An 18,679-nucleotide genomic window follows, 5' to 3' on the forward strand; every position below is an offset into this window, starting at 1 on the left:
CAATGGCTGATCAATTAACCGTAACAACATTATATGCACGTCAACAAATGGCAAAGTCAAGAGCAGAAGGAACAAAACTCACAAAAGTCGTTAAAATGGCATTTGGAAATGGCGGAACGAAGGATGGCAAACCGATTTCACTAGACGGCACTGAACAAAAACTCAAAAAAGAACTCGTCCAAAAAGAGATTGATTCGTTTACCTTCATGGAACCAGCAAAAATCCGCTACACCTGCACGATCGCCGAAGGAGAACTTGCAGGTGAAGTCATCAACGAACTAGCACTTGTCGACGAAGCCGGCAAATTCACCGCCATCCGCACCATGACAGACAAACAAAAAGACGGCGACATCGAATTTGTTTTTGAGATTGATGATATTTATTAAGGGGGAATTTTTAAATGGATATAAATAAGCCGAAAACATTTGAAACGACTGATAAAGCTCATGCTGATTTATTTAATCAAATGGTTCAAACCTTGCTTAAAAACGACAATGGTCTGTTAGAACAGCTTACCAACCATACACAAGATATGAACTCACATGCATCTGAAGAAGAAAAGGAAAAATGGAATGATTCGCAGATGTATAAAATAACTGCCGATAACGGTATGCAGCTTATCAATGTCTCAGCTGATTCAAAAATATTTGATGCAATTAAGGATAAAGGTACATGTACCTTTTACGCAGCGCCTGGAGTCGAAGATTCTCCATCATCGTCAAATATATCACTCAGAGGCATGCAAATAGTAGGTCAAGATAATATTGGGGCAGGCTTTGCGGTAGATATATCAGGAAAAGCATACAGCTTTTACTACAATTTTGGTCATACGACTATTACTTGGACACCTCTTCCGAGTATAGAAGATTTAAATAAATGGAATGACAGTCAGTTGATTAAAATTACAAACGATACTGGGGGAGTTCGAGTATCTGTAGAAGCTGCTGAAAGTCTTCTAGATAAAATATCCGAAACAGGGAAAACATTTGGCACATTCTATTCAATCGCTGGGGTACAAGATAATCCCTCTGAATCATCTGCAAGAGGTTTTTATCATTTTACTTCATCTGATAGTAATAACAAAGGAACCTATGGCTGGGTAATTGCAGTAGATAATAAGAATAACATGTTTACGAATTATCTCGATCTAAATTTAGGCTGGCAAGGATGGAGGCGTAATCTTAGTGAGGCCGATAAACAAATGACATGGACCACACCTAGACTTTTAAACGGTTGGAAACAATATAGTTCAAGCGCGCTACCCATTCGTTTCGGTAAAAATGCTTTAGGAGAAGTGGAGATAAATGGCGCTGTAAGAGATGGAGCATTAGGTGAAATTCCTGTTTTTGTCCTTCCAGAGGGATACCGTCCGAAACATTCTGTTTATTATGTGGGCGTTGCTTCTAGTCTTGGTACATCTGGGGTGCCACAATATCACCGGACATTTATTTCGAATGACGGAAGGGTATGTGTACAATTGTCCTCTAACTCAGTCAACCCTACAGAATTCATTACGTTTTTAATCAAATTTAGTACATTATAGGAGGAACTAAAATGTGGATTTATAAATATAATGATCAATTCATTTATATGCCTGGTGAAGAAAAACTCATGAATGAACATGAGAAAATGCCTGAAGGTTTTACCGATGTACCCCCTCCTATGGAATCGTATATTGCCAAATTTGACCCTGTAAAACACAAATGGGAGGAAACCGCTACACAGGAGTATATCAACAGCTTAAAAACAAAACCAAAACCGAATGATCTAGAAATATTAAAGGAGCAAAATGCCTTTTTAACTAAACAAATGGCACAGATATTACGTGATATAAAAGGGTTAAAAACACTTTAAAAATTTACTGAGTTTTTTGGTTCTAATCATTCATATATAAGGGGGAGAATTATGGTTTTAAAAACACCGCGTTCTTTTGAGATCAATGACAAAGCGCATGCAGATTTATTTAATCAGATGATGCAGATCTTGATTGAAAATGATACTGAATTGTTAGCTCAAATTCACCATCATGCAGAAGATACAATTCCTCACGTATCTGATTCAGAAAAGAAGAAGTGGAATGAATCTCAGCTATATAAACTGACAAATGATAATGGATCGCATTTGGTCAGTATTCCTCCAGGTGGCAGTATTTATGAGGAAATTAAAGGTCTAGGTGCCTGCTCATTCTATGCCCCAGGTGGTGTTGGAGTAGTCGATTCTCCTGCTATAGGTAAAGCTGCATTAAGGGGCTTCCAGCTTGTCGGACAAAACAATATTGGTGTAGGAATTGCAATTGACACATTAGGAAATACATTTTGTTTTTCTTATTATGTAAAAGATATTGCGATCAACTGGGTGCAAATGCCAACACAAAATGAAAAAAACAAATGGGATGCAGGACAATTGTCTAAAATCACAGCTGACGATGGAAAAGCATATGAAAGAATTAATGCAGATGATCCTAGTATTTTAGATAAGCTGATAAAATTGCCGGGGGTTCACTCATGGTACATTCATGAAGCACATCCAGATCTTCCGACAAGAAGTTCCATGAGGGCTTTGTCTGTCTTTAGTGAAAATACCTATGGATGGGTCATTGGTGCAAACAATACAGGAGATGTCTATATTAACCGTTCAACAACTGATGTAACAGGTACACAACAAGAATGGAGCGGTTGGAAACGCCTTAATGACCATAATCTATTAAATTCAAAGGGACTAAGACTTTCAATGTCAATAGGAACTGATATTTTAACGTTACCATCAGGATTTTACTTTGCTGTAGGGTCTAATGTTTTAAATATGCCTGTCGATAATGATTCTTCTTGGTTTAATATCGATATCCTAGAAACTGTAAATGGTAGAAAGAGCATTCATGTCATTAGAAGTTATGACAACACTCATTGGTTTGGTACTGTTCATACTGATGGTGTCTTTAAAGGGTGGAAAAGAATAGTCACTGATGCTGATTTTGAAAATGTTCAGTGGCTAAATGTTACATTAGACAATGGTTCCTCTATTGGAGACAGACCAGTTCAATATGCTAAATGGGGAAATTTATTATTGTTGAGAGGTCACCTAATAGCAAATAGAGAAGTGATCTGTGGAAAGATTCCTATCACGGGCTTACTGAATTTACCAGATAAAGGAATGGTTGTATCAGTTCCAGTATCAGGTACAACGGGTCATAGTAAATTATATATATATAAGACAGGAGAGTTAAAACTAACCGGTTTACATGCAGTGAATAACAGTGCAGTAACAGGCTACTATTTAGACACAGTCGTCCCATTAAATTAAGGAAGTGATAAAAATGATACAAGCCTATGAATACAATCATCAAAATGAATTGGTCAGACCTATCGAAGTGTTCGAAAGGGATGATGAAGGCAATTATGTCATTCCAGATCAATGCACAACAATTGCACCACCCAATAATCCTTCTTTTTATAAAGCTGCATTTGATGTGGAAAAACAACAATGGTATGAATCTGCGACACAGGAGTATATAAATAGCCTAAAGCCAGCCCCTCTCCCGCCAAGTGATATAGAACTTTTAAAGAAGCAAAATGCTTTGTTATCAAAACAATTAACGCAGCTATTGGCTATGCAGAAAGGGGGAAATTCAGAATGATGTTTCCAACTGTAGCAGATATCAAACAATTCTGGGACTGGCAATGTTACGGACCAGAGGACATTGCATTTTATGTAAGCATTGGCTGGATCTCGGCAGACGACTATCAAAATATAACTGGAGAAATATACGAAGCCTAATGGCTTTATTTTTTTGCCGGAAAGAAGGTGATTCCAATGGAAGTAGATGTCGTTCAAAACTTAATGACACAGGGCCCATTTGCTGTTCTCTTTTGCTGGATTCTGTTTTATGTTCTCAACACAACAAAAGAACGAGAAAACAAGCTCAACGAACAAATCGAGGCGCAAAATGATGTGTTAGCAAAGTTTAGTGAAAAGTATGACGTCGTCATTGACAAACTCGACAAAATTGAACGGAATTTAAAATAGGAGGAAATATCATGAAAACATTCGACAAAGGCACTGTCATTCGAACAGTGCTTCTTTTTATTGCACTCATCAATCAAACGCTTGTCATGTTTGGACAGACGGTGCTGCCGATTAGTGAGGAGCAAGTACAAACCGCTGGTGAGGCACTATATGTAGCAGGTTCCACCATTTTTACGATGGTGACAGCCATTATCGCTTGGTTTAAAAACAATTATGTGACCTACAAAGGTCAATTACAAAAAGATACACTGAAACAAAGAGGGCTAACCAAATAATCGTTGAAGGAGAAACAATATGGTCAATATCATTCAAGCCTATATTCCAAAACACAACCGCAACAGGCCAGGAAATACGATGAAGCCGCTCTATATTACGGTGCATAATACCTCTAACACGGCAAAAGGTGCAAATGCGGGGAGTCACGCTGCGTTTGTTGCGCGTTCAAGTACTGGGGTCAGCTGGCATTACACTGTCGACGATCAGGTCATTTATCAGCATTTACCGTTAACCGAGAATGGCTGGCATGCAGGAGATGGAAGAGGCAATGGCAATATGAGATCAATCGGAATTGAAATTTGCGAAAATACAGACGGCAACTTTGAACAAGCAGTCGAAAACGCCCAATGGCTCATTCGAAAGCTAATGGACGATTTGCGGATTCCTTTATCAAATGTAGTGCCTCATAAACATTGGAGCGGGAAAGAATGTCCAAGGAAATTGCTCGGAAGGTGGGATCAATTTAAAGCTGGAATCGCCACAGCCCATACCGGCAGCAAAAGGACAAGAAAGCCAGTTCGAACAGAGAGCTTGAGTCACAAAGCACCAGTTTCCAAACAGAAATCGTCAAATCTGCCATCTGGCATCTTAAAAATAACCAAGCCCCTAACAAAAGGAGCACAAGTCACAGCTGTGCAAAAAGCCTTATCTTCCCTCTATTTTTACCCAGACAAAGGGGCAAAAAACAACGGTGTTGATGGCTATTATGGACCAAAAACAGCGAATGCGGTCAAGCGGTTCCAGCTCATGAATAGTCTAGCGGCAGACGGGATTTACGGTCCGAAGACGAAGAGCAAAATGGAACAGTTGCTGAAAAAGTGATCATTCAAAAAGGGCTATCAGCAGGTGAATAGATTTTCCCCTTGCTGATAGCTAACAAAAAATGACATCATTTGTGAAATAATCGACCAAATCACGATCATGAGGGGAGAGTAAAGTGAAAAAGGAACTGTTTCAAGTAATCATGCTGTCAGTGCTGTTCATCTATTTCATTTATCACGGAATGACGAGCGATTTTCCTGTGCCTTACACAATGATTCTCATCACAGCTTATGTCTCTGTGATTACGTACCGCATAATAAAGTTATTAGGCTTAAGAAAAAACAAAGAACAAACAGAGCTGTAAGAAATATATACATAAAAAAACCATCCTTGATTTCTCAAGAATGGTTTTTCGTATGGAGCATAGCGGGATCGAACCGCTGACCTCTACGCTGCCAGCTTTCACGACGGTATTTCTGCGTTGTTTTTCTCCGTTAAGTCATCCGCAAAGTCAACTATATCAACGGTAAGTCTCCGATAAGTCAATCGTCTCTAAGCGCATTATACCGCATAGGAACGCTACACCGCAACTAAATACGGCGCTACTCTGAACCCTCGTCTTAATAGGCGGATGGGGGGACGTTATTATCAAGCGACCTATATGGTGGTGGATGCGTTGGAAGAAACGGAACGAGGTTCGGGCGGCTTCGGAAGCAGCGGTGCTAGTTAAGTTTTAAGTAATCTTTAATAAGATGGGTAGAAACATCTTTCAATATATCGAGCGAAACACCTGCGAATTTGGAAGTTAATGTTTTAGTTTGTGCCCATATCGATTCATCTCTTATGCTATCTAAGAACATGTGACCTTCGAATGTTAGTTCTTCAATTACTAAATAGTCTGGAAATCCCCCCTTTACGAGGCCAGACTCAGATAATTTTCGAGCAGTGTATACCCCCGCCTTGTCGTCGTACCCATTTTTTATAGCTAGCAAATACATGGCGGATAGAGTGTAATCTTCTTGGTATGGCAAGTCTTCAATTTCCAACAGCATTTTTCTTACTAAATCCGGATGTAATTTCATAGAATATTTACTCCTTTAGTGTGTTTGTTTTTAATTATCGCACATTGTTTAGAATAAAGGGAAAAATTTACTAATTTTAAGGTGACGAATAAATGACGGAAACCAAAATGAACGTACAGCTACTCGCACATACGCAATTAAGCGATAAATTCTATCGATCTCTCGATCACGGAATCTACGATGTTTTTCTTGGTCGTTGTGACGGTAACCATTTAGATGACTACGAAGCAACCGACGCCCAATCGGTCGCACTATCCGCAGTCAGAACGCGCTATAGCGTAAACAAGCAGTCCGAAATCGTAGCCGAAGAAGGCGCAAAGTATTTCGGCAACAGCACATCAGATGGCGGCGAGGGCACGGACACCGACACCGACTGACTATTCTGGGATATATTGGCATAGAAACGCCTGGCGAGACGTAAATAAAGTTATAAATATCGCAGTAAGTACTTACACACTACGTAAAACATTCGGGGTACAGCTATATTCGAAATGTACAAGAATAAGTGGAGAGTATACGACTTTAGTTCAGAGGCTCAGACGTTAAAGTATGTCGGCATAACTGCGGATGAAATCGACACAGCTTACGAGACGAGGCTATCGAGATATAAAACACCAAGCAAGTGCCTCCCGTGGGCAATGCCGCCTAAAACTCAGGGGGTTGCGCCATGTTACTGTATTACGGATTTTAGGGCCTACGTGTAATGGTCGGTATGCTACGGCACAAAGAGGCGTCAAGCCGCGTCCTATCAGCGTTTATTTGTCGATAGGTTACTGAGGTAAGACGCCTTAATGATACGTGTTACGTATCGACTTGTAACATACGAAACGCAATTCGTTTATGCATGATCTTATACAGTCGGGCCGGCATAGGGCATCAGGGAGCATACCGGCGTGGCGCGGTTTATACGTTGCATAAAAACAGTAGTGTTCATTGTGAAGATAAGAACGTGAAAAACGTTGTAATATCATTACTTTCGTACGTTAGCGAATGTAACAAAAGGTGATTCTGTTACGTTCGTTATGCGTTTTTATGTATATTTTATTCATTTATGCGATCAAACGATTGAAAGTGGCGCCGCCCCCAAGCGCCCCAAACAAAACCGCCCGATCTGACGCTTTAACCTTGCGCACAATTTTTTAAACTCGGGGTGTTGATCGTCTGGCCCTACGTAGACGTACGTTAATCATCCGATAATGATCGGAAGGGTTAGAGGGTTAATACGCTAATTAAACGGAGAGGAGGCACTCATATGGCGATAAATATTGATGGATGCATTCAAATTGCAACCAACGCTTATCTTACGAAAGGTACGAGTGCAAAGCTACGAGAATATCTAGGCGATGCATTGCCGCACTAGTTCGGAATGTTCGATTTGAAACTCGATATACCCGAAATTCCACTAAGACGGTTCATCGATTACGGACCTTGGCGTCTTGTTGCGCGCTTCCAGGATGTCTAACCGGGAGAGATTTCGTTATTTCCTGACGAAGATGGAAACTAATTATTCGTAGTTTAAAACGAGAAACGTATTTGAAAATCACTTAAAACCGCAGTGTAAAATGGAAGGGGGGGATTAATTTTCCTTATTCACCACAAATTAATATATTTCTCTTGCTCTAGCGATCTAGGGATTAGGTAAATAATATATCTTAGCCCCTTGAAAATTATTCGGGAAATTTCTACAGATAAATTTAGAATAATTTTATTCATATTACATAATAATACAAAATAAACTGTTGAATAGATAAGGATGTGGTTGTAAGATGAGTATGATAAAAAAAACAGCTTTAAAAGGAGGATATATTTTGACTTTAAATGATAAAGTTGAGGTTGTATCTAATAGCGATGAAGAAATATTTGGATTAATTGGTTTTGTTAAAGAAATTAAAGAAGGTAAACACGGTACTGAAATAAGGCTATCAGACGATATGGGTTTTGAAACATGGATAGATATTGACGATGTGGAAATTTACAACATATAATTTGAAAATTATTCAAAAAATGTGATATTATAAACCTATCTTTTATTAAACGAAAAGGTAGGTCTTCTTATGCATATGGATTTCAGGGTATACCAACTAATTAGTGCAAATGATCTAACATTAAGAACAAATGAATTGTTTGAATACTTAAGGGGTGTAGCGAAACTTCCCGGTGAGTATGGTTTTGAATACTGTATAACTAATGAGATTGATGTTACTGAGAATATCATTACATTCTGCTTCAGTGAGGAACATGCGCCTAATGTCAATTCTGTTGATGAAGATAAAAACAGCTTTGCGCCTGATGTCGCTCCTTACCTTAACACTTTCTTTGCTCTCGATTTACAAGAAAAAAGAATGCTTGTCCAACACAGAAACTATCCTCCGACAAACCTCAATAAAGATCAAACGATGTCGAGAGTTGGAATGATTTTAGAAGAAGCATTTCAAAATATTTATGGATCGGTATATAATATTCAAAATATTCAAAGGACTGTAGATGATGAAGATTTTGTGAGGGTTTTTGAGAATAATAGAGTAACTCTTTTAAGAGTGAAGTTGTTTCAAAATGGACGTAGAATAATTAATGGAACCCAAATTTTTGATGATAATGATTTAAATAATTACTGGATTCAAGGTTTCGAATCAGACGCCAGTGATACTTATGAGGTGATCCTAAAAGCACCAGGAAAAACAGGAGAAGGTGACTTAAGAGATTCTCCTATTGCCAGAAGCTTATTAAACCTAGCTAGAAAAGAAATATTAGAGTTAAACTATTGGGATGAAGAAGGTTCTTCAGATACTATGGCGAGAACTGATTTAAAAAGGTTTAGGGTTAGGGGAATAAATAAAGATTCTGATCCAATAGCTGCTGTACATGCTATTTATAGAGAAATTTATGCGAGAAGGGACGAAGTAAGAAGGTTCAGAGTAATGGAAGATTTAAACTAATAAAGTTAGCATCCGAGGGGTGCTTTTTTTGTTTCCTGTAAACTGCTTCCGATAATTCTTTACACCAAGCATCGGCTTAAATGTGCAGTTTAGAGAGCATAAACGTACGGCCGCGTCTGAAGGAACTAATGAAGGCGGACGGCTGGACGCAAACAAGACTGTCGGAAGCGTCGGGCGTTCCGCAGGGGTCTATCTCGCGGTTAGATTCGAATGGGCGGCACGAAGATTGGCAAGTCGTTGCGCTAATGAAAGCGGGCGGATGGAAGTACGAGGATTTATTCGAAATAGAGGACGGTAGCGACGAATAGTAGGGACGTTCATGGCGAGCGTCTCTTTTTCGTGTTCTGTTTTCGCCACACTGAACGTATAGTTATGCGTATATATGAATGGATATACGGAGATGATTCGTTGTTACTACGTCCCGACTTACGTTCATTCTCAATTAAGTCGTTTTAACTGATAATCAATACGACTTCATTCGTACAAAATCGCCAAAAGTACGACTTTATTCGTACAAGCGAAAACGGGGTTGGCGCTTAGAGCCACGTGGGATACAGCGTTTTAAGTACGGAAATTACTTCTTATCTTCTAAATCTAAATCCTAGTGATCCTCCGCTACGCTTCGTCTCACATATACGCAATATGTATAATGAATGTATATTTGCGGGCGAGGCGAAGCCGAGGGCGCTGGACTTAAATACATACGGAAAGGATAGTCACGGTTACAATATTTTAAATACTTCTATTTCAAACAGTTCATAGATCTATTTTGCTTTCTATCATCAACGCTCATTCTTAAGAGTATTTTTTCTATTTGTCTTCTAAAGTAATAATTTTGTTTATATCTTCTATACCAAACGTATTCGCGATTTTTTCAATATGGCCAAAATTAATATTTTGCCTCTTTCCATTCATTAGTTCGCTTAACGCTGCGTGTCTAATTCCACATTTATCTGCAAATGCTCTAAGAGATAACTTTTCCTTTTCTAAAATCTCCTCAATTTTAACTTTAACGATTTTCATAATTAATCTCCTTAAATAAAATAATCTCTTGACTGTACGTATAAGCGTACCATATAATTCAGGTATTAGTGGTACGCATTAGCGTAACAATTGTGAAAAGGGGAGTTATCAATGCAGTTAAAATTTGAAGAAAATAAATATGAAAAGAAAATAATTGATTTTGTTATTCATCCAGATCAGTATGATCCGGAAATATTTGTTGAAGAAGTTGAGGTTGTAGATTTAGCAAACGGTATTGTTTTCAGTGCTGGTGGTGGCTTTATTGAATTAATTAAACCCTATGTTCGTAAAAATGGAGCTATTGAAATTGGTTCCAAGAGTAATGAAATAGCTGGGATTAATGTTCCGGAGGATTTGCCTATTGATATCGAAAAAATCATGAAAATGACTGTTATTGAATTGTTACAGGAAATATTGAAAGTAAATATGGATAAGGAAAACAAAAGGTTGGAAAAATGAAAAAATTTTTTCATGTAACTAAAAAAACAATCGCAGAGGCAGTAAGAATTTTTGGATTATCGAAAGAGAACGCAGCTAACGAAATTATCGGGCGCGCGCACCAAGCCGTCAAAGTACACACGTTTGATTCGACGAACCGATCTGAAGCAGTTTACGACCACTACCCGACTAATACGCGTCTTATCATCGCAACAAATGGCGCAATCATCGGCGTTTACGAGATCGGAAAACTACCTGGGAGCAACCACAGCGCGTGCGAATTAGTGAGATCGACTATTCTTCGCGGCCTCAAAGTGGAATACGAGCGTCTTTACAGTCAGTGGACGGACGTCGAAGTGACTTTTGCGCAAACGAGTCTCGAAATCGCTATGACTAAACGTGCGCAGATCGGAGAAAAGGATTCCGCGGTTTTGGTTGAATACGCGAAGAAGTTGTCCGACCTTTGCTTCGAGAATAGCAAGCGTCATAAAGAAAGAAGTGAGTTACATCGCGAACTTATCGATTTGGAACGCGCCTTCGTTCCGTATCTTTAAAGCTGTGAAATTGCACGAAATTAGACGTTTTGGGAGCGGTCAGGTCTTAGTACCCTCGAAAGTTCTAACCGACTTAATTGCGTGTTTTTTAAAAGACAATGTCCCGATTTCAGTCGGTCACATGCGACTGTACTTATGAAAGGGAAAAAAGTTGCCGAGATTCCGTACGGACTTGTTGTGGACTTTCGGCAACTAAAAGAAAAAAGGAGGTCATTTCGGTGGTTATCTCATCAGAAATATTCGGACTTATAAGAATGGCGAAGGGCATGACGCAAGCAGAATACGGGGCGTTTCTCGGTATCAGTAAGTCGTCCGTCGCGGCTATTGAATGCGGAGACAGGCGTATTACTAAGAAAACGCAGCACGCAGTCATATCTAACGTAAACTTTGACGAAACATTAATCGCGTTTCTTGATAAGTACGAGAAGGCGAAATTATTAGCGAAATGAGGCGATGCAGTGGGAGCGGCGTCAAATAAACCTGATCAGCATTTGAAGTATGAGTTTGCGTATAAATTAGACGATTTAGAAGGCGTTCGGAGCATCTTGGACGACTTCTTACGCTTGGAGACTCGTAGGTATACCGGTGATGAAGCCGCGTCCGATCTGATCATCGACTTAAAGGAGGCGATAAGACTTGCAAAGCTTACCGACAAACAGCGGGATGTGCTTCAACTTCATTACGTATATGGGTACAAACAACGGGAGATTGGGGCGCAGTTGGGGATCGAGAGGTCCGTAGTCTCTCGACACTTGCTTGCGGCTGAAAAGAAGATAACGAAGGTGTACGCTCGTTGGTCGAAATTAGATCGAATTGGCGGATACTCAATCTAAAAAAATATAAATTACTGGAGGAATTACTTATGACATTTACTAATATTGAACGCAAACTTATCGAGGCGAATTTAGATTTTATGAAAAACGAATATAAAACGGGAAAGGCGTTAGAAAATGCTTTTGGGGGCGGGGCGTCTATCGATCTCTCTCACGGCAGACGATTCGAACTTGAAGCGATCCTTCTAAACGGACGATATAGCGACTACATTGGAGACTTTATTTTTAACGCATTCGAACACGATATTAATTTGGGCGCAGTCGTCGACATGATAGAGGTTATTCTTGACGATAATAGCTTCAGCCTGCCGGATGTAGAAGAGATGAAGAAGTTGACGCAATATATAAATGAGTTCGAGAGTGATCGGTCGGTCGCGTTGGGAGAATTGTACGATACGCTCGTTCAGCTCGCGCTGGAACTTTCTGACGCCTATATTGTCTCGGAATTAAGCGAAATCTTGGATGACGTTTTAAGACCGATTGGAGCGATTGGCTTAGGTGTTTTTCCGAAAATTAAGCACCAAGTAGCTAATGATGAACACGCTTTTTCGACTCATAGGGGTAATTTCGTACACTTTTTAGAGACATACGGGGAGTGGGTGCATGTGACCACGCCATTTGGATATGACCCGGAAACCGATCAAAGATTAACCGAGCTCGCGTCGATTACACTAGCCGCCTGTGGAGTCGATTTGGCGCGGCTCATCAATGCTATTAATGATCTGAACCCTCACACGGCGGATGCGCTCTCAGAACACCCAAGAAATACCCACTGGCTTTGATCAACTTGGCGGCTTAACTGCCGCCTTCTTAAATCAATATACACAAAAATACCCGAAATGTATCCTATATTATGTAGGGGCGGTATACACGAAATTACTGTATATGCTGTCTTACTTTATAGAAAGTAGTAGTAACTATACACATTATACGTCCGCAGTTGGCTATACGTAGTAGAAGGACGTATATATACGAGATATAGCGGACTTCTTCCGTAGATATACCCTACGTTTACTACGAATATGTGTCCTATATAATGAGGACGTAAGTGAACGTATACCCATAATACATACGCGTAGTTATCTATGTCTTATGAGGACGTAAATGAACGTAACATACTAACGGTAGGGTGACGTAGGAGAAGACGTATTAATCGCATTCCTCGATAAGTACGAGAAGGCGAAATTACTTATGCGATAAAAGACTAGCGCTCAGTTAAAACCCTTCGCGCAAATACCTAATTTAAAAGATATATCTATCGCGATAAAGGATATTTGCAAGAGTAAGCGTAAGCGAACGAATTGCTTTGATTTATGTTAGTGTTACTTGTTGCGTCGGTAATGTAAATTTAGACTTCTGACTAAGATATACCAGCACTTTATAAAATGCCGTAAAACCGCGCAGCTCTAAGTGTTCCTCCACTTTTGGAGGCGACCCGAAAAACCAAGTATTAGCCGGAAAAATGACCCGAAAAACCAAGTGCTTCGTATGGTGACTTTCGTACGCGTAGTTGGCTCTACGTAGTAGAAGGTCGGACACCGCGACGATTATTAATCGTTAAGAATTGCGCAGTTTTTCCCTACGTTTACTACAAATATGTGTCCTATATAATGAAGATGCTTGCATGACGATTGAATATGCTGTACTACGTTATAGGAAGGCTAACCCGAAAATGGGTTCTTTTTTTATTTGCATAGAAGTTTATACATAATAACAAAAAGAAAAAGGGGAGGGCTATGCAATGTCACCGGAATTGTTACGTACATTCAGAGTCACAAGAAAGATGACTCAGGCTGAACTAGCCGACAAACTAGGGTGTTCTACTCAGATGATCGCCTTAATTGAGCGCCAAGAAAGAAGGTTCACCGAACGAATGGCGAATCGATTCATGATTGCGTTTAATTTAGACGAAAAGAAACTTCAAGAACTACGAAAATTAAGGGAGGCGATCGTATTTGACGAATAGAGTTGTAGAGCAGCGCCAATGGATGAGCCTACCGGCAGGCGTCAAAAAGGATATTTTCGGCATTAAAGAAGAAGCCACGATAAAAGACGGCCAAATCTTCAATAAACACGGCAAGGACGTCTCCCACCTGGTAGAAGTAGTTACGAAAACATCCGGTAATCAGATTCGTAACCTAAAAATCAAAGACGATCTGACTGCGCATGAATCTGAAAACGGTGGTTTTGTTACCGCTTTTTACAAAGACACATTTACTATGGAAGAAAGTTTCCCCAAACTCAACCAATCCGACCTAGCACGCTTAATGCTAATCGGTACATACACCGGATGGGGCGACGGCCAGCTAAAATATGATAATGGTAAGCCAATTAATAAAAGCGGATTAAATAATCTAGTAGGAATGAGCGCCGGTAAATTCAGAGACTTCTATAAAAAGTTAGAGGAAGAGCGCATTATTCGTGAAGAAAATGACGTTATTTATATGAATCCTTGCGTTTTCTATCGCGGGGCGCATTCCGATGTCAGGCAACTTACGAAAGAAATGCAACATACAAGAATGTTCCGTGCTACAGTTAGGAATCTTTGCAAGGCGTACAACGGTCGCTCAGTAAAGCAACTTGCGATCATTTATGCCGTTTTACCGTTTGTAAACTTCAAATTCAATATCGTTTCATTCAATCCAAGCGAATCAAATGAAGACTTAGTAAAACCTATTCCATTAGATAAGTTAGCTGCGCTTCTTGGATACAAGGATCAAGGCCAATTTAAAGCTACTTTGAACAAAATTAAATATGAAGGTAAACCGGTCTTTGGGTTCTTTGAAATTAGTGGAGACAGAAGGAAACGAAGAACCGTTGTTAATCCGTGTGTTATATATGCGGGAAAAGGGGATTCACTGGCCGCGATTAAAGCCTTATTCAATTAAATATAAGGCAGGCATCCAAGCATCGTCAAAGTGCAAAGATGTCTATTTGTCGTGCTTATTATTAATGTAAAAAAATTTTCGATAACGGAGGAGACACATATGCTTGATAGAAAATCACTCTTTAAAATCCGCAAGCTCTATCGTTTAACACAGGAGGACGTCGCGAAAATTACCCGCACATCACTGGCCACAGTTTCGAGAATCGAGTCGGGTGAACAAAAGAGTTAAGCGAAGGTTTTTCGGAATGTATTTTAAACGATTTAAAACTGACAGAAACGACTATAAAGTCTTTACTAGAGTTTTATGACAGAACTGAAAGAAAAGAAGATGTTGCAGAAATCAAAACCGACGATTTAGCCCTAAAAACTACGCAAAATTAGCCATCTAAATAATGTCGACAATCAATAGGTTCAAGGGTGCTCAAATCGCTAATTTCGTTTGATTTTTAAGGGGGCGATCATCGTAATAGTTTTCGTTAAAAGTGACGAGGTGTTATTCGTAGATTCCGAGACAGGCGAAATTATGCTTCGAGAAACAGAAGGATCAAAAGACATGCGGATTTCCCGCGCCGTCATGACATGTCGTTGTGCAGATGTAAGCGGAGAATTGATATATGCGAAGGGGTGATCGGATGTACTGCGTTTCAAAAGTAACCGAATTTTACGGCGATTATGGCGCCGCAGAGTCTTATTATGTTCGCGAAACTGCAAACGGCAGACTAACCGATCTTTTTAAAGACGGTGCTGCGCATATTAACCTAGACGCTGACCGCGGCGCCTTCGGGCGTCCTTTTTTATTTCTATAAAGAGAGGGTGCGAATTAAATGAGTGAATCAAAACTAATCGTCACCGACCAAGAAGCCGAAGCAACCGGCAGAGCGGTCGGTGTTTTTTTATGGGTTTATAATGAAGCAATCAAAGGAAACTTCGATCTCAGTGAGGAGCAGGCTATCGCAATAAATGACGCTTTAGACGAATTAAATAAGTTCGATCAAAAGGGCCTAGAAATACTATTCGAAGGGGCAATTAAAGCTAGAGGCGATGAATCATGAGTGCGGTATCAGTAGGCGAAATCGTCGCACGCCTTGAACTCGATTCCTCTCAGTTTTCTTCGAGTGTCTCACAGGCGGAGAACCAAATGCAGCAGATGGGCAATTCGGCGCAGTCGCTTAGTAAACAAATGGGCCTCGTACAAACGGCAGCCTTAGCGGTAGGAGGCGCAGTCGTCGCGGGTATTGGCGTATCGGTCAAAACCGCAGGCGACTTCGAGCAAGCGATGGCGAAGGTTAAGTCGATTTCAGGAGCCACCGGACAGGACTTCCAAGACCTTCAGAACGTCGCGCTAAAACTCGGCGAAACGACAAAATTTACGGCAACTGAAGCGGCGGACGGCCTGCGATACTTAGCGATGGCGGGCTTCAGCGTAAAGGATCAGATCGGATCACTACCGGCTGTACTTAACATGGCGGCAGCGGCCAACGTCGACATGGGCGTATCCGCCGACATTGTATCGAATATCATGACGGGCTTCGGGATCGCGTCGTCTGATTCAACATACGCGGTTGACGTATTAGTTAAAACGATGAACACGGCCAACACGGATCTTTTGCAATTAGGCGACGCGATGAAATACGTAGCACCGGTATCTACTGCGTTAGGCTTTAGCTTCGAGGAAACAGCGGCAGCCGTTGCGAAAATGTCCGACGCTGGTATTCAAGGATCGATGGCCGGTACGGCACTACGAGCGGGAATGTTGCGACTTGCCAATCCGGTAGGACGCGCAGCCAAAGTAATGCAGAGATACGGAATCGAAGTCGAAACGGCTGACGGTAAGATGAAGTCGTTGCCGGACATTATCGATCACTTAAATTCGAAGTTTGGAGATCTAGGTCAGGCGGAAAAGACGGCGGCTATCGCGAGTCTTGTTGGTACGGAGGCGGCATCGGGATTCGTTTCGTTGCTTGCGGTCGGATCGGATGAGATTCGCAAATATACGAAGGCACTCGAAGAATCCGGCGGCACGGCGCAAAAAGTTGCCGACGAGCAGATGGATAACCTGTACGGATCATTCGATAAATTTACGTCGGCGCTCGAAGACGTAGGCGTTAAGCTCGGTAACGAATTCTTGCCGCACATACGGTCAGTTGTCGATCACGGTACGAAGCTAGTCGGCGTAATTAGTCAAATTAATCCGGGCGTAATAGCTACGGGATTTGCGATGGCGGGAACGTCGGCGGCGATCGCTCTAACGGCTTCTTCTGCGATAAAACTAGGGTTTGCATTGCGCGGCTTATTTGCGGCAATGGGTCCGGCGGGCTGGATCATTACGGGCCTTTCGGTACTTGGCGGCTTGTTAGTCGGGGTTAGTGCGGGATATAAAGCGATGAATACGGTCAGTCTTGACGCGGCAAACGCAAAGCAGAAAGAAGTCGACGGAATCAACAAGACGATTAAAGAATACGACGGCTTGCAGGCGAAAATGAAGCTTACGAACGATGAGCTTCTGCGTTATTTAGATAACAAGGACGCGCTGGCTAACGAAAAAGATTCGGCGGCGATTAAAAAGCTAAACGCAGAACAAGACGGCCTTCGTAAAAGTTCGGGGCTTACGAATGAGGAGTTCGACCGGTTCCTACAGTTGAACGATCAGATCATCAAGAAGTCTCCGGAAACTGAAGCGGCTTTCTCGGCGCAAGGTAATGCGATCGCTAAGAATACCGAGGCGATGAAACGGTTGAGTAAGGAGAAATACGAAGATCTACGCTTGGAGTTAGATGGGCAACTAACGACTGCTGAACGAAACGAGGATCAAAACTTAGCGAAGGTGAAGCAGTTAACCTCAGACATTAATAAGCTCAAACGAGAGAGAAACGACTTAGAAGACGGCTTATCTAAACAAAAAAGCCTCATTCTTCAAAAAGAACTGGAACTTCAGAGCGCAGAGAAAGAGGGTAACGCCGGAAAAATCTCGATGGCTCAGCATGAAGTGGATCTTGAAAAGTTCAATCTTAAAAAGAAACAAGACCAATACGCCGAGATATTGAAGCAGATACAGGCGAAGAACAAAAGCCTAGGAGAAACTCAAAAGGAACTTGGGAAATTAGATCAGGTAAAACAAAAACTGATTGAAATGGAGCTTAGGCAAGTTGGTCTCAACGCGAAGAAGGGTCAAGGCGTTGCGGTAATCGATCGTGAAATTATGAAATTGAAAGATGCGCGCGCTAATCTCGTAAATAACACCACTGAAGCGGATAAAAAGACGACTGAATACCGAGAATCACTCGCAGCCATCGAAAAAGAACTATCGCAGTTAGAGCAGACGAAGAATAAAGTTATCGATATCACTAGCCAAGCGGAGAAAATGAATAACGCATTAGGCAAAGACCTGAGTAAATACATCACGGTATTCACAACGGACGTCACACGTAAAACGGAACGAGCCGTCAGCCGTGGGCGCGGAAACGAAGGTACTTACCACGTCGGAGGAATCGTCGGCAAACCAGCCGGCAAGCTACACTCAGGCGGAATGGCATCGAAGTTTATTGACCGTCCGATGAGTCACGAGGTTGATATTCGCGCGCTAAGAAACGAGATGGTCTTGACGGAAGCACAGCAGGCAAACTTATTCCGGATGCTAGACGCGGGTCATACGGCTCGGGTTGCGACAGCAGGCGGCAATAGTCCGCAGATACAGGCGCACCTATCCAGCCTCGCAACTGCTATCGAGTCTCTTAAAGGACTATCGGTGGTCATGGAAGGCGAAGTCGTCGGGCGAATCGTCGAGCCGCACGTAAGCAGACGGCAGATGGATGAAATAGATCGAAGCAGTTATTAGGGAAATACGACCGCTACACACAAAGTTGTA

27 protein-coding genes are annotated in these 18,679 nt (G+C 41.3%); 25 read left to right on the top strand and 2 right to left on the bottom strand.

Annotated features, from left to right (window positions below; all coding sequences use genetic code 11):
- The first annotated feature begins 2 nt into the window (after window positions 1–2).
- The 10 genes from SB660_RS17735 to SB660_RS17780 all read left to right on the top strand — a co-directional run bounded on the left by SB660_RS17735 (window position 3) and on the right by SB660_RS17780 (window position 5,425).
- A complete protein-coding gene (locus SB660_RS17735) occupies window positions 3–386 on the top strand; it encodes a phage tail-collar fiber domain-containing protein (RefSeq protein WP_058013853.1) in 384 nt (127 codons plus the stop codon).
- Between the two features lie 14 nt (window positions 387–400).
- Window positions 401–1,543, top strand: a complete 1,143-nt coding sequence (locus tag SB660_RS17740; protein WP_410583562.1) for a hypothetical protein — start codon at window positions 401–403, stop codon at window positions 1,541–1,543.
- 11 nt (window positions 1,544–1,554) lie between these two features.
- The gene (locus SB660_RS17745) at window positions 1,555–1,854 is read left to right on the top strand and encodes a hypothetical protein (protein WP_410583564.1); all 300 of its coding nucleotides are present in this window, start codon (window positions 1,555–1,557) and stop codon (window positions 1,852–1,854) included.
- 51 nt (window positions 1,855–1,905) lie between these two features.
- The gene (locus tag SB660_RS17750; RefSeq protein ID WP_410583566.1) at window positions 1,906–3,300 is read left to right on the top strand and encodes a hypothetical protein; all 1,395 of its coding nucleotides are present in this window, start codon (window positions 1,906–1,908) and stop codon (window positions 3,298–3,300) included.
- Between the two features lie 13 nt (window positions 3,301–3,313).
- Window positions 3,314–3,634 carry a hypothetical protein gene (locus SB660_RS17755; RefSeq protein ID WP_180310206.1) on the top strand — a complete coding sequence of 107 codons (321 nt, stop codon included), beginning with the start codon at window positions 3,314–3,316 and terminating at the stop codon, window positions 3,632–3,634.
- On the top strand, window positions 3,631–3,774 hold the full coding sequence (locus SB660_RS17760) for an XkdX family protein (RefSeq protein ID WP_180310207.1): 144 nt from the start codon (window positions 3,631–3,633) through the stop codon (window positions 3,772–3,774). The genes SB660_RS17755 and SB660_RS17760 overlap by 4 nt, the downstream gene beginning before the upstream one ends.
- A gap of 36 nt (window positions 3,775–3,810) precedes the next feature.
- On the top strand, window positions 3,811–4,023 hold the full coding sequence (locus SB660_RS17765; RefSeq protein ID WP_017367922.1) for a BhlA/UviB family holin-like peptide: 213 nt from the start codon (window positions 3,811–3,813) through the stop codon (window positions 4,021–4,023).
- An 11-nt stretch (window positions 4,024–4,034) separates the two neighbouring features.
- The gene (locus SB660_RS17770) at window positions 4,035–4,298 is read left to right on the top strand and encodes a phage holin (RefSeq protein ID WP_003212734.1); all 264 of its coding nucleotides are present in this window, start codon (window positions 4,035–4,037) and stop codon (window positions 4,296–4,298) included.
- A 19-nt stretch (window positions 4,299–4,317) separates the two neighbouring features.
- Window positions 4,318–5,121 carry a peptidoglycan recognition protein family protein gene (locus tag SB660_RS17775; RefSeq protein WP_180310208.1) on the top strand — a complete coding sequence of 268 codons (804 nt, stop codon included), beginning with the start codon at window positions 4,318–4,320 and terminating at the stop codon, window positions 5,119–5,121.
- A gap of 115 nt (window positions 5,122–5,236) precedes the next feature.
- Window positions 5,237–5,425 (top strand): hypothetical protein, encoded by a 189-nt coding sequence (locus SB660_RS17780; RefSeq protein ID WP_410583570.1) that lies wholly within the window; start codon window positions 5,237–5,239, stop codon window positions 5,423–5,425.
- Between the two features lie 358 nt (window positions 5,426–5,783).
- On the opposite strand, the gene SB660_RS17785 is transcribed toward SB660_RS17780, so the two are convergent.
- Window positions 5,784–6,143 (bottom strand): DUF2513 domain-containing protein, encoded by a 360-nt coding sequence (locus tag SB660_RS17785; RefSeq protein WP_410583571.1) that lies wholly within the window; start codon window positions 6,141–6,143, stop codon window positions 5,784–5,786.
- 92 nt (window positions 6,144–6,235) lie between these two features.
- Here SB660_RS17785 and SB660_RS17790 point away from each other — a divergent pair, with 92 nt between their 5' ends.
- From SB660_RS17790 to SB660_RS17805, 4 genes are all read left to right on the top strand, one after another.
- On the top strand, window positions 6,236–6,520 hold the full coding sequence (locus SB660_RS17790; protein ID WP_410583573.1) for a hypothetical protein: 285 nt from the start codon (window positions 6,236–6,238) through the stop codon (window positions 6,518–6,520).
- A gap of 1,389 nt (window positions 6,521–7,909) precedes the next feature.
- The gene (locus SB660_RS17795) at window positions 7,910–8,128 is read left to right on the top strand and encodes a hypothetical protein (protein WP_410583575.1); all 219 of its coding nucleotides are present in this window, start codon (window positions 7,910–7,912) and stop codon (window positions 8,126–8,128) included.
- 69 nt (window positions 8,129–8,197) lie between these two features.
- A complete protein-coding gene (locus SB660_RS17800; protein WP_410583577.1) occupies window positions 8,198–9,079 on the top strand; it encodes a hypothetical protein in 882 nt (293 codons plus the stop codon).
- Between the two features lie 80 nt (window positions 9,080–9,159).
- A complete protein-coding gene (locus SB660_RS17805) occupies window positions 9,160–9,387 on the top strand; it encodes a helix-turn-helix domain-containing protein (protein WP_410583579.1) in 228 nt (75 codons plus the stop codon).
- 502 nt (window positions 9,388–9,889) lie between these two features.
- Here SB660_RS17805 and SB660_RS17810 read toward each other — a convergent pair.
- On the bottom strand, window positions 9,890–10,102 hold the full coding sequence (locus tag SB660_RS17810) for a helix-turn-helix domain-containing protein (RefSeq protein ID WP_410583581.1): 213 nt from the start codon (window positions 10,100–10,102) through the stop codon (window positions 9,890–9,892).
- A 111-nt stretch (window positions 10,103–10,213) separates the two neighbouring features.
- On the opposite strand from SB660_RS17810, the gene SB660_RS17815 reads away from it, so the two are divergent.
- From SB660_RS17815 to SB660_RS17865, 11 genes are all read left to right on the top strand, one after another.
- Window positions 10,214–10,561 (top strand): hypothetical protein, encoded by a 348-nt coding sequence (locus tag SB660_RS17815; RefSeq protein ID WP_410583583.1) that lies wholly within the window; start codon window positions 10,214–10,216, stop codon window positions 10,559–10,561.
- A complete protein-coding gene (locus tag SB660_RS17820) occupies window positions 10,558–11,094 on the top strand; it encodes a hypothetical protein (protein ID WP_410583585.1) in 537 nt (178 codons plus the stop codon). Before SB660_RS17815 ends, SB660_RS17820 begins: the two co-directional genes overlap by 4 nt.
- Window positions 11,095–11,312: 218 nt before the next feature.
- Window positions 11,313–11,543 (top strand): helix-turn-helix domain-containing protein, encoded by a 231-nt coding sequence (locus SB660_RS17825; protein ID WP_410583587.1) that lies wholly within the window; start codon window positions 11,313–11,315, stop codon window positions 11,541–11,543.
- 9 nt (window positions 11,544–11,552) lie between these two features.
- The gene (locus tag SB660_RS17830) at window positions 11,553–11,927 is read left to right on the top strand and encodes a sigma-70 family RNA polymerase sigma factor (RefSeq protein WP_410583589.1); all 375 of its coding nucleotides are present in this window, start codon (window positions 11,553–11,555) and stop codon (window positions 11,925–11,927) included.
- Between the two features lie 29 nt (window positions 11,928–11,956).
- Complete coding sequence (locus SB660_RS17835; protein ID WP_410583591.1) at window positions 11,957–12,709, top strand: hypothetical protein; 753 nt, start codon at window positions 11,957–11,959, stop codon at window positions 12,707–12,709.
- 959 nt (window positions 12,710–13,668) lie between these two features.
- Window positions 13,669–13,893: a helix-turn-helix domain-containing protein gene (locus SB660_RS17840; RefSeq protein ID WP_410583593.1), complete on the top strand. Its 225-nt coding sequence runs from the start codon at window positions 13,669–13,671 to the stop codon at window positions 13,891–13,893.
- Window positions 13,883–14,815 (top strand): hypothetical protein, encoded by a 933-nt coding sequence (locus SB660_RS17845; RefSeq protein ID WP_410583595.1) that lies wholly within the window; start codon window positions 13,883–13,885, stop codon window positions 14,813–14,815. Before SB660_RS17840 ends, SB660_RS17845 begins: the two co-directional genes overlap by 11 nt.
- A gap of 99 nt (window positions 14,816–14,914) precedes the next feature.
- The gene (locus SB660_RS17850; protein ID WP_410583597.1) at window positions 14,915–15,043 is read left to right on the top strand and encodes a helix-turn-helix domain-containing protein; all 129 of its coding nucleotides are present in this window, start codon (window positions 14,915–14,917) and stop codon (window positions 15,041–15,043) included.
- 403 nt (window positions 15,044–15,446) lie between these two features.
- The gene (locus tag SB660_RS17855; protein ID WP_410583599.1) at window positions 15,447–15,620 is read left to right on the top strand and encodes a hypothetical protein; all 174 of its coding nucleotides are present in this window, start codon (window positions 15,447–15,449) and stop codon (window positions 15,618–15,620) included.
- A gap of 18 nt (window positions 15,621–15,638) precedes the next feature.
- Window positions 15,639–15,866 (top strand): hypothetical protein, encoded by a 228-nt coding sequence (locus tag SB660_RS17860; protein ID WP_410583601.1) that lies wholly within the window; start codon window positions 15,639–15,641, stop codon window positions 15,864–15,866.
- The gene (locus SB660_RS17865) at window positions 15,863–18,649 is read left to right on the top strand and encodes a phage tail tape measure protein (RefSeq protein ID WP_410583603.1); all 2,787 of its coding nucleotides are present in this window, start codon (window positions 15,863–15,865) and stop codon (window positions 18,647–18,649) included. The genes SB660_RS17860 and SB660_RS17865 overlap by 4 nt, the downstream gene beginning before the upstream one ends.
- Window positions 18,650–18,679: the final 30 nt, after the last annotated feature.

This window comes from Bacillus sp. SIMBA_005, assembly GCF_046535585.1.
Taxonomy (GTDB): domain Bacteria; phylum Bacillota; class Bacilli; order Bacillales; family Bacillaceae; genus Bacillus; species Bacillus pumilus.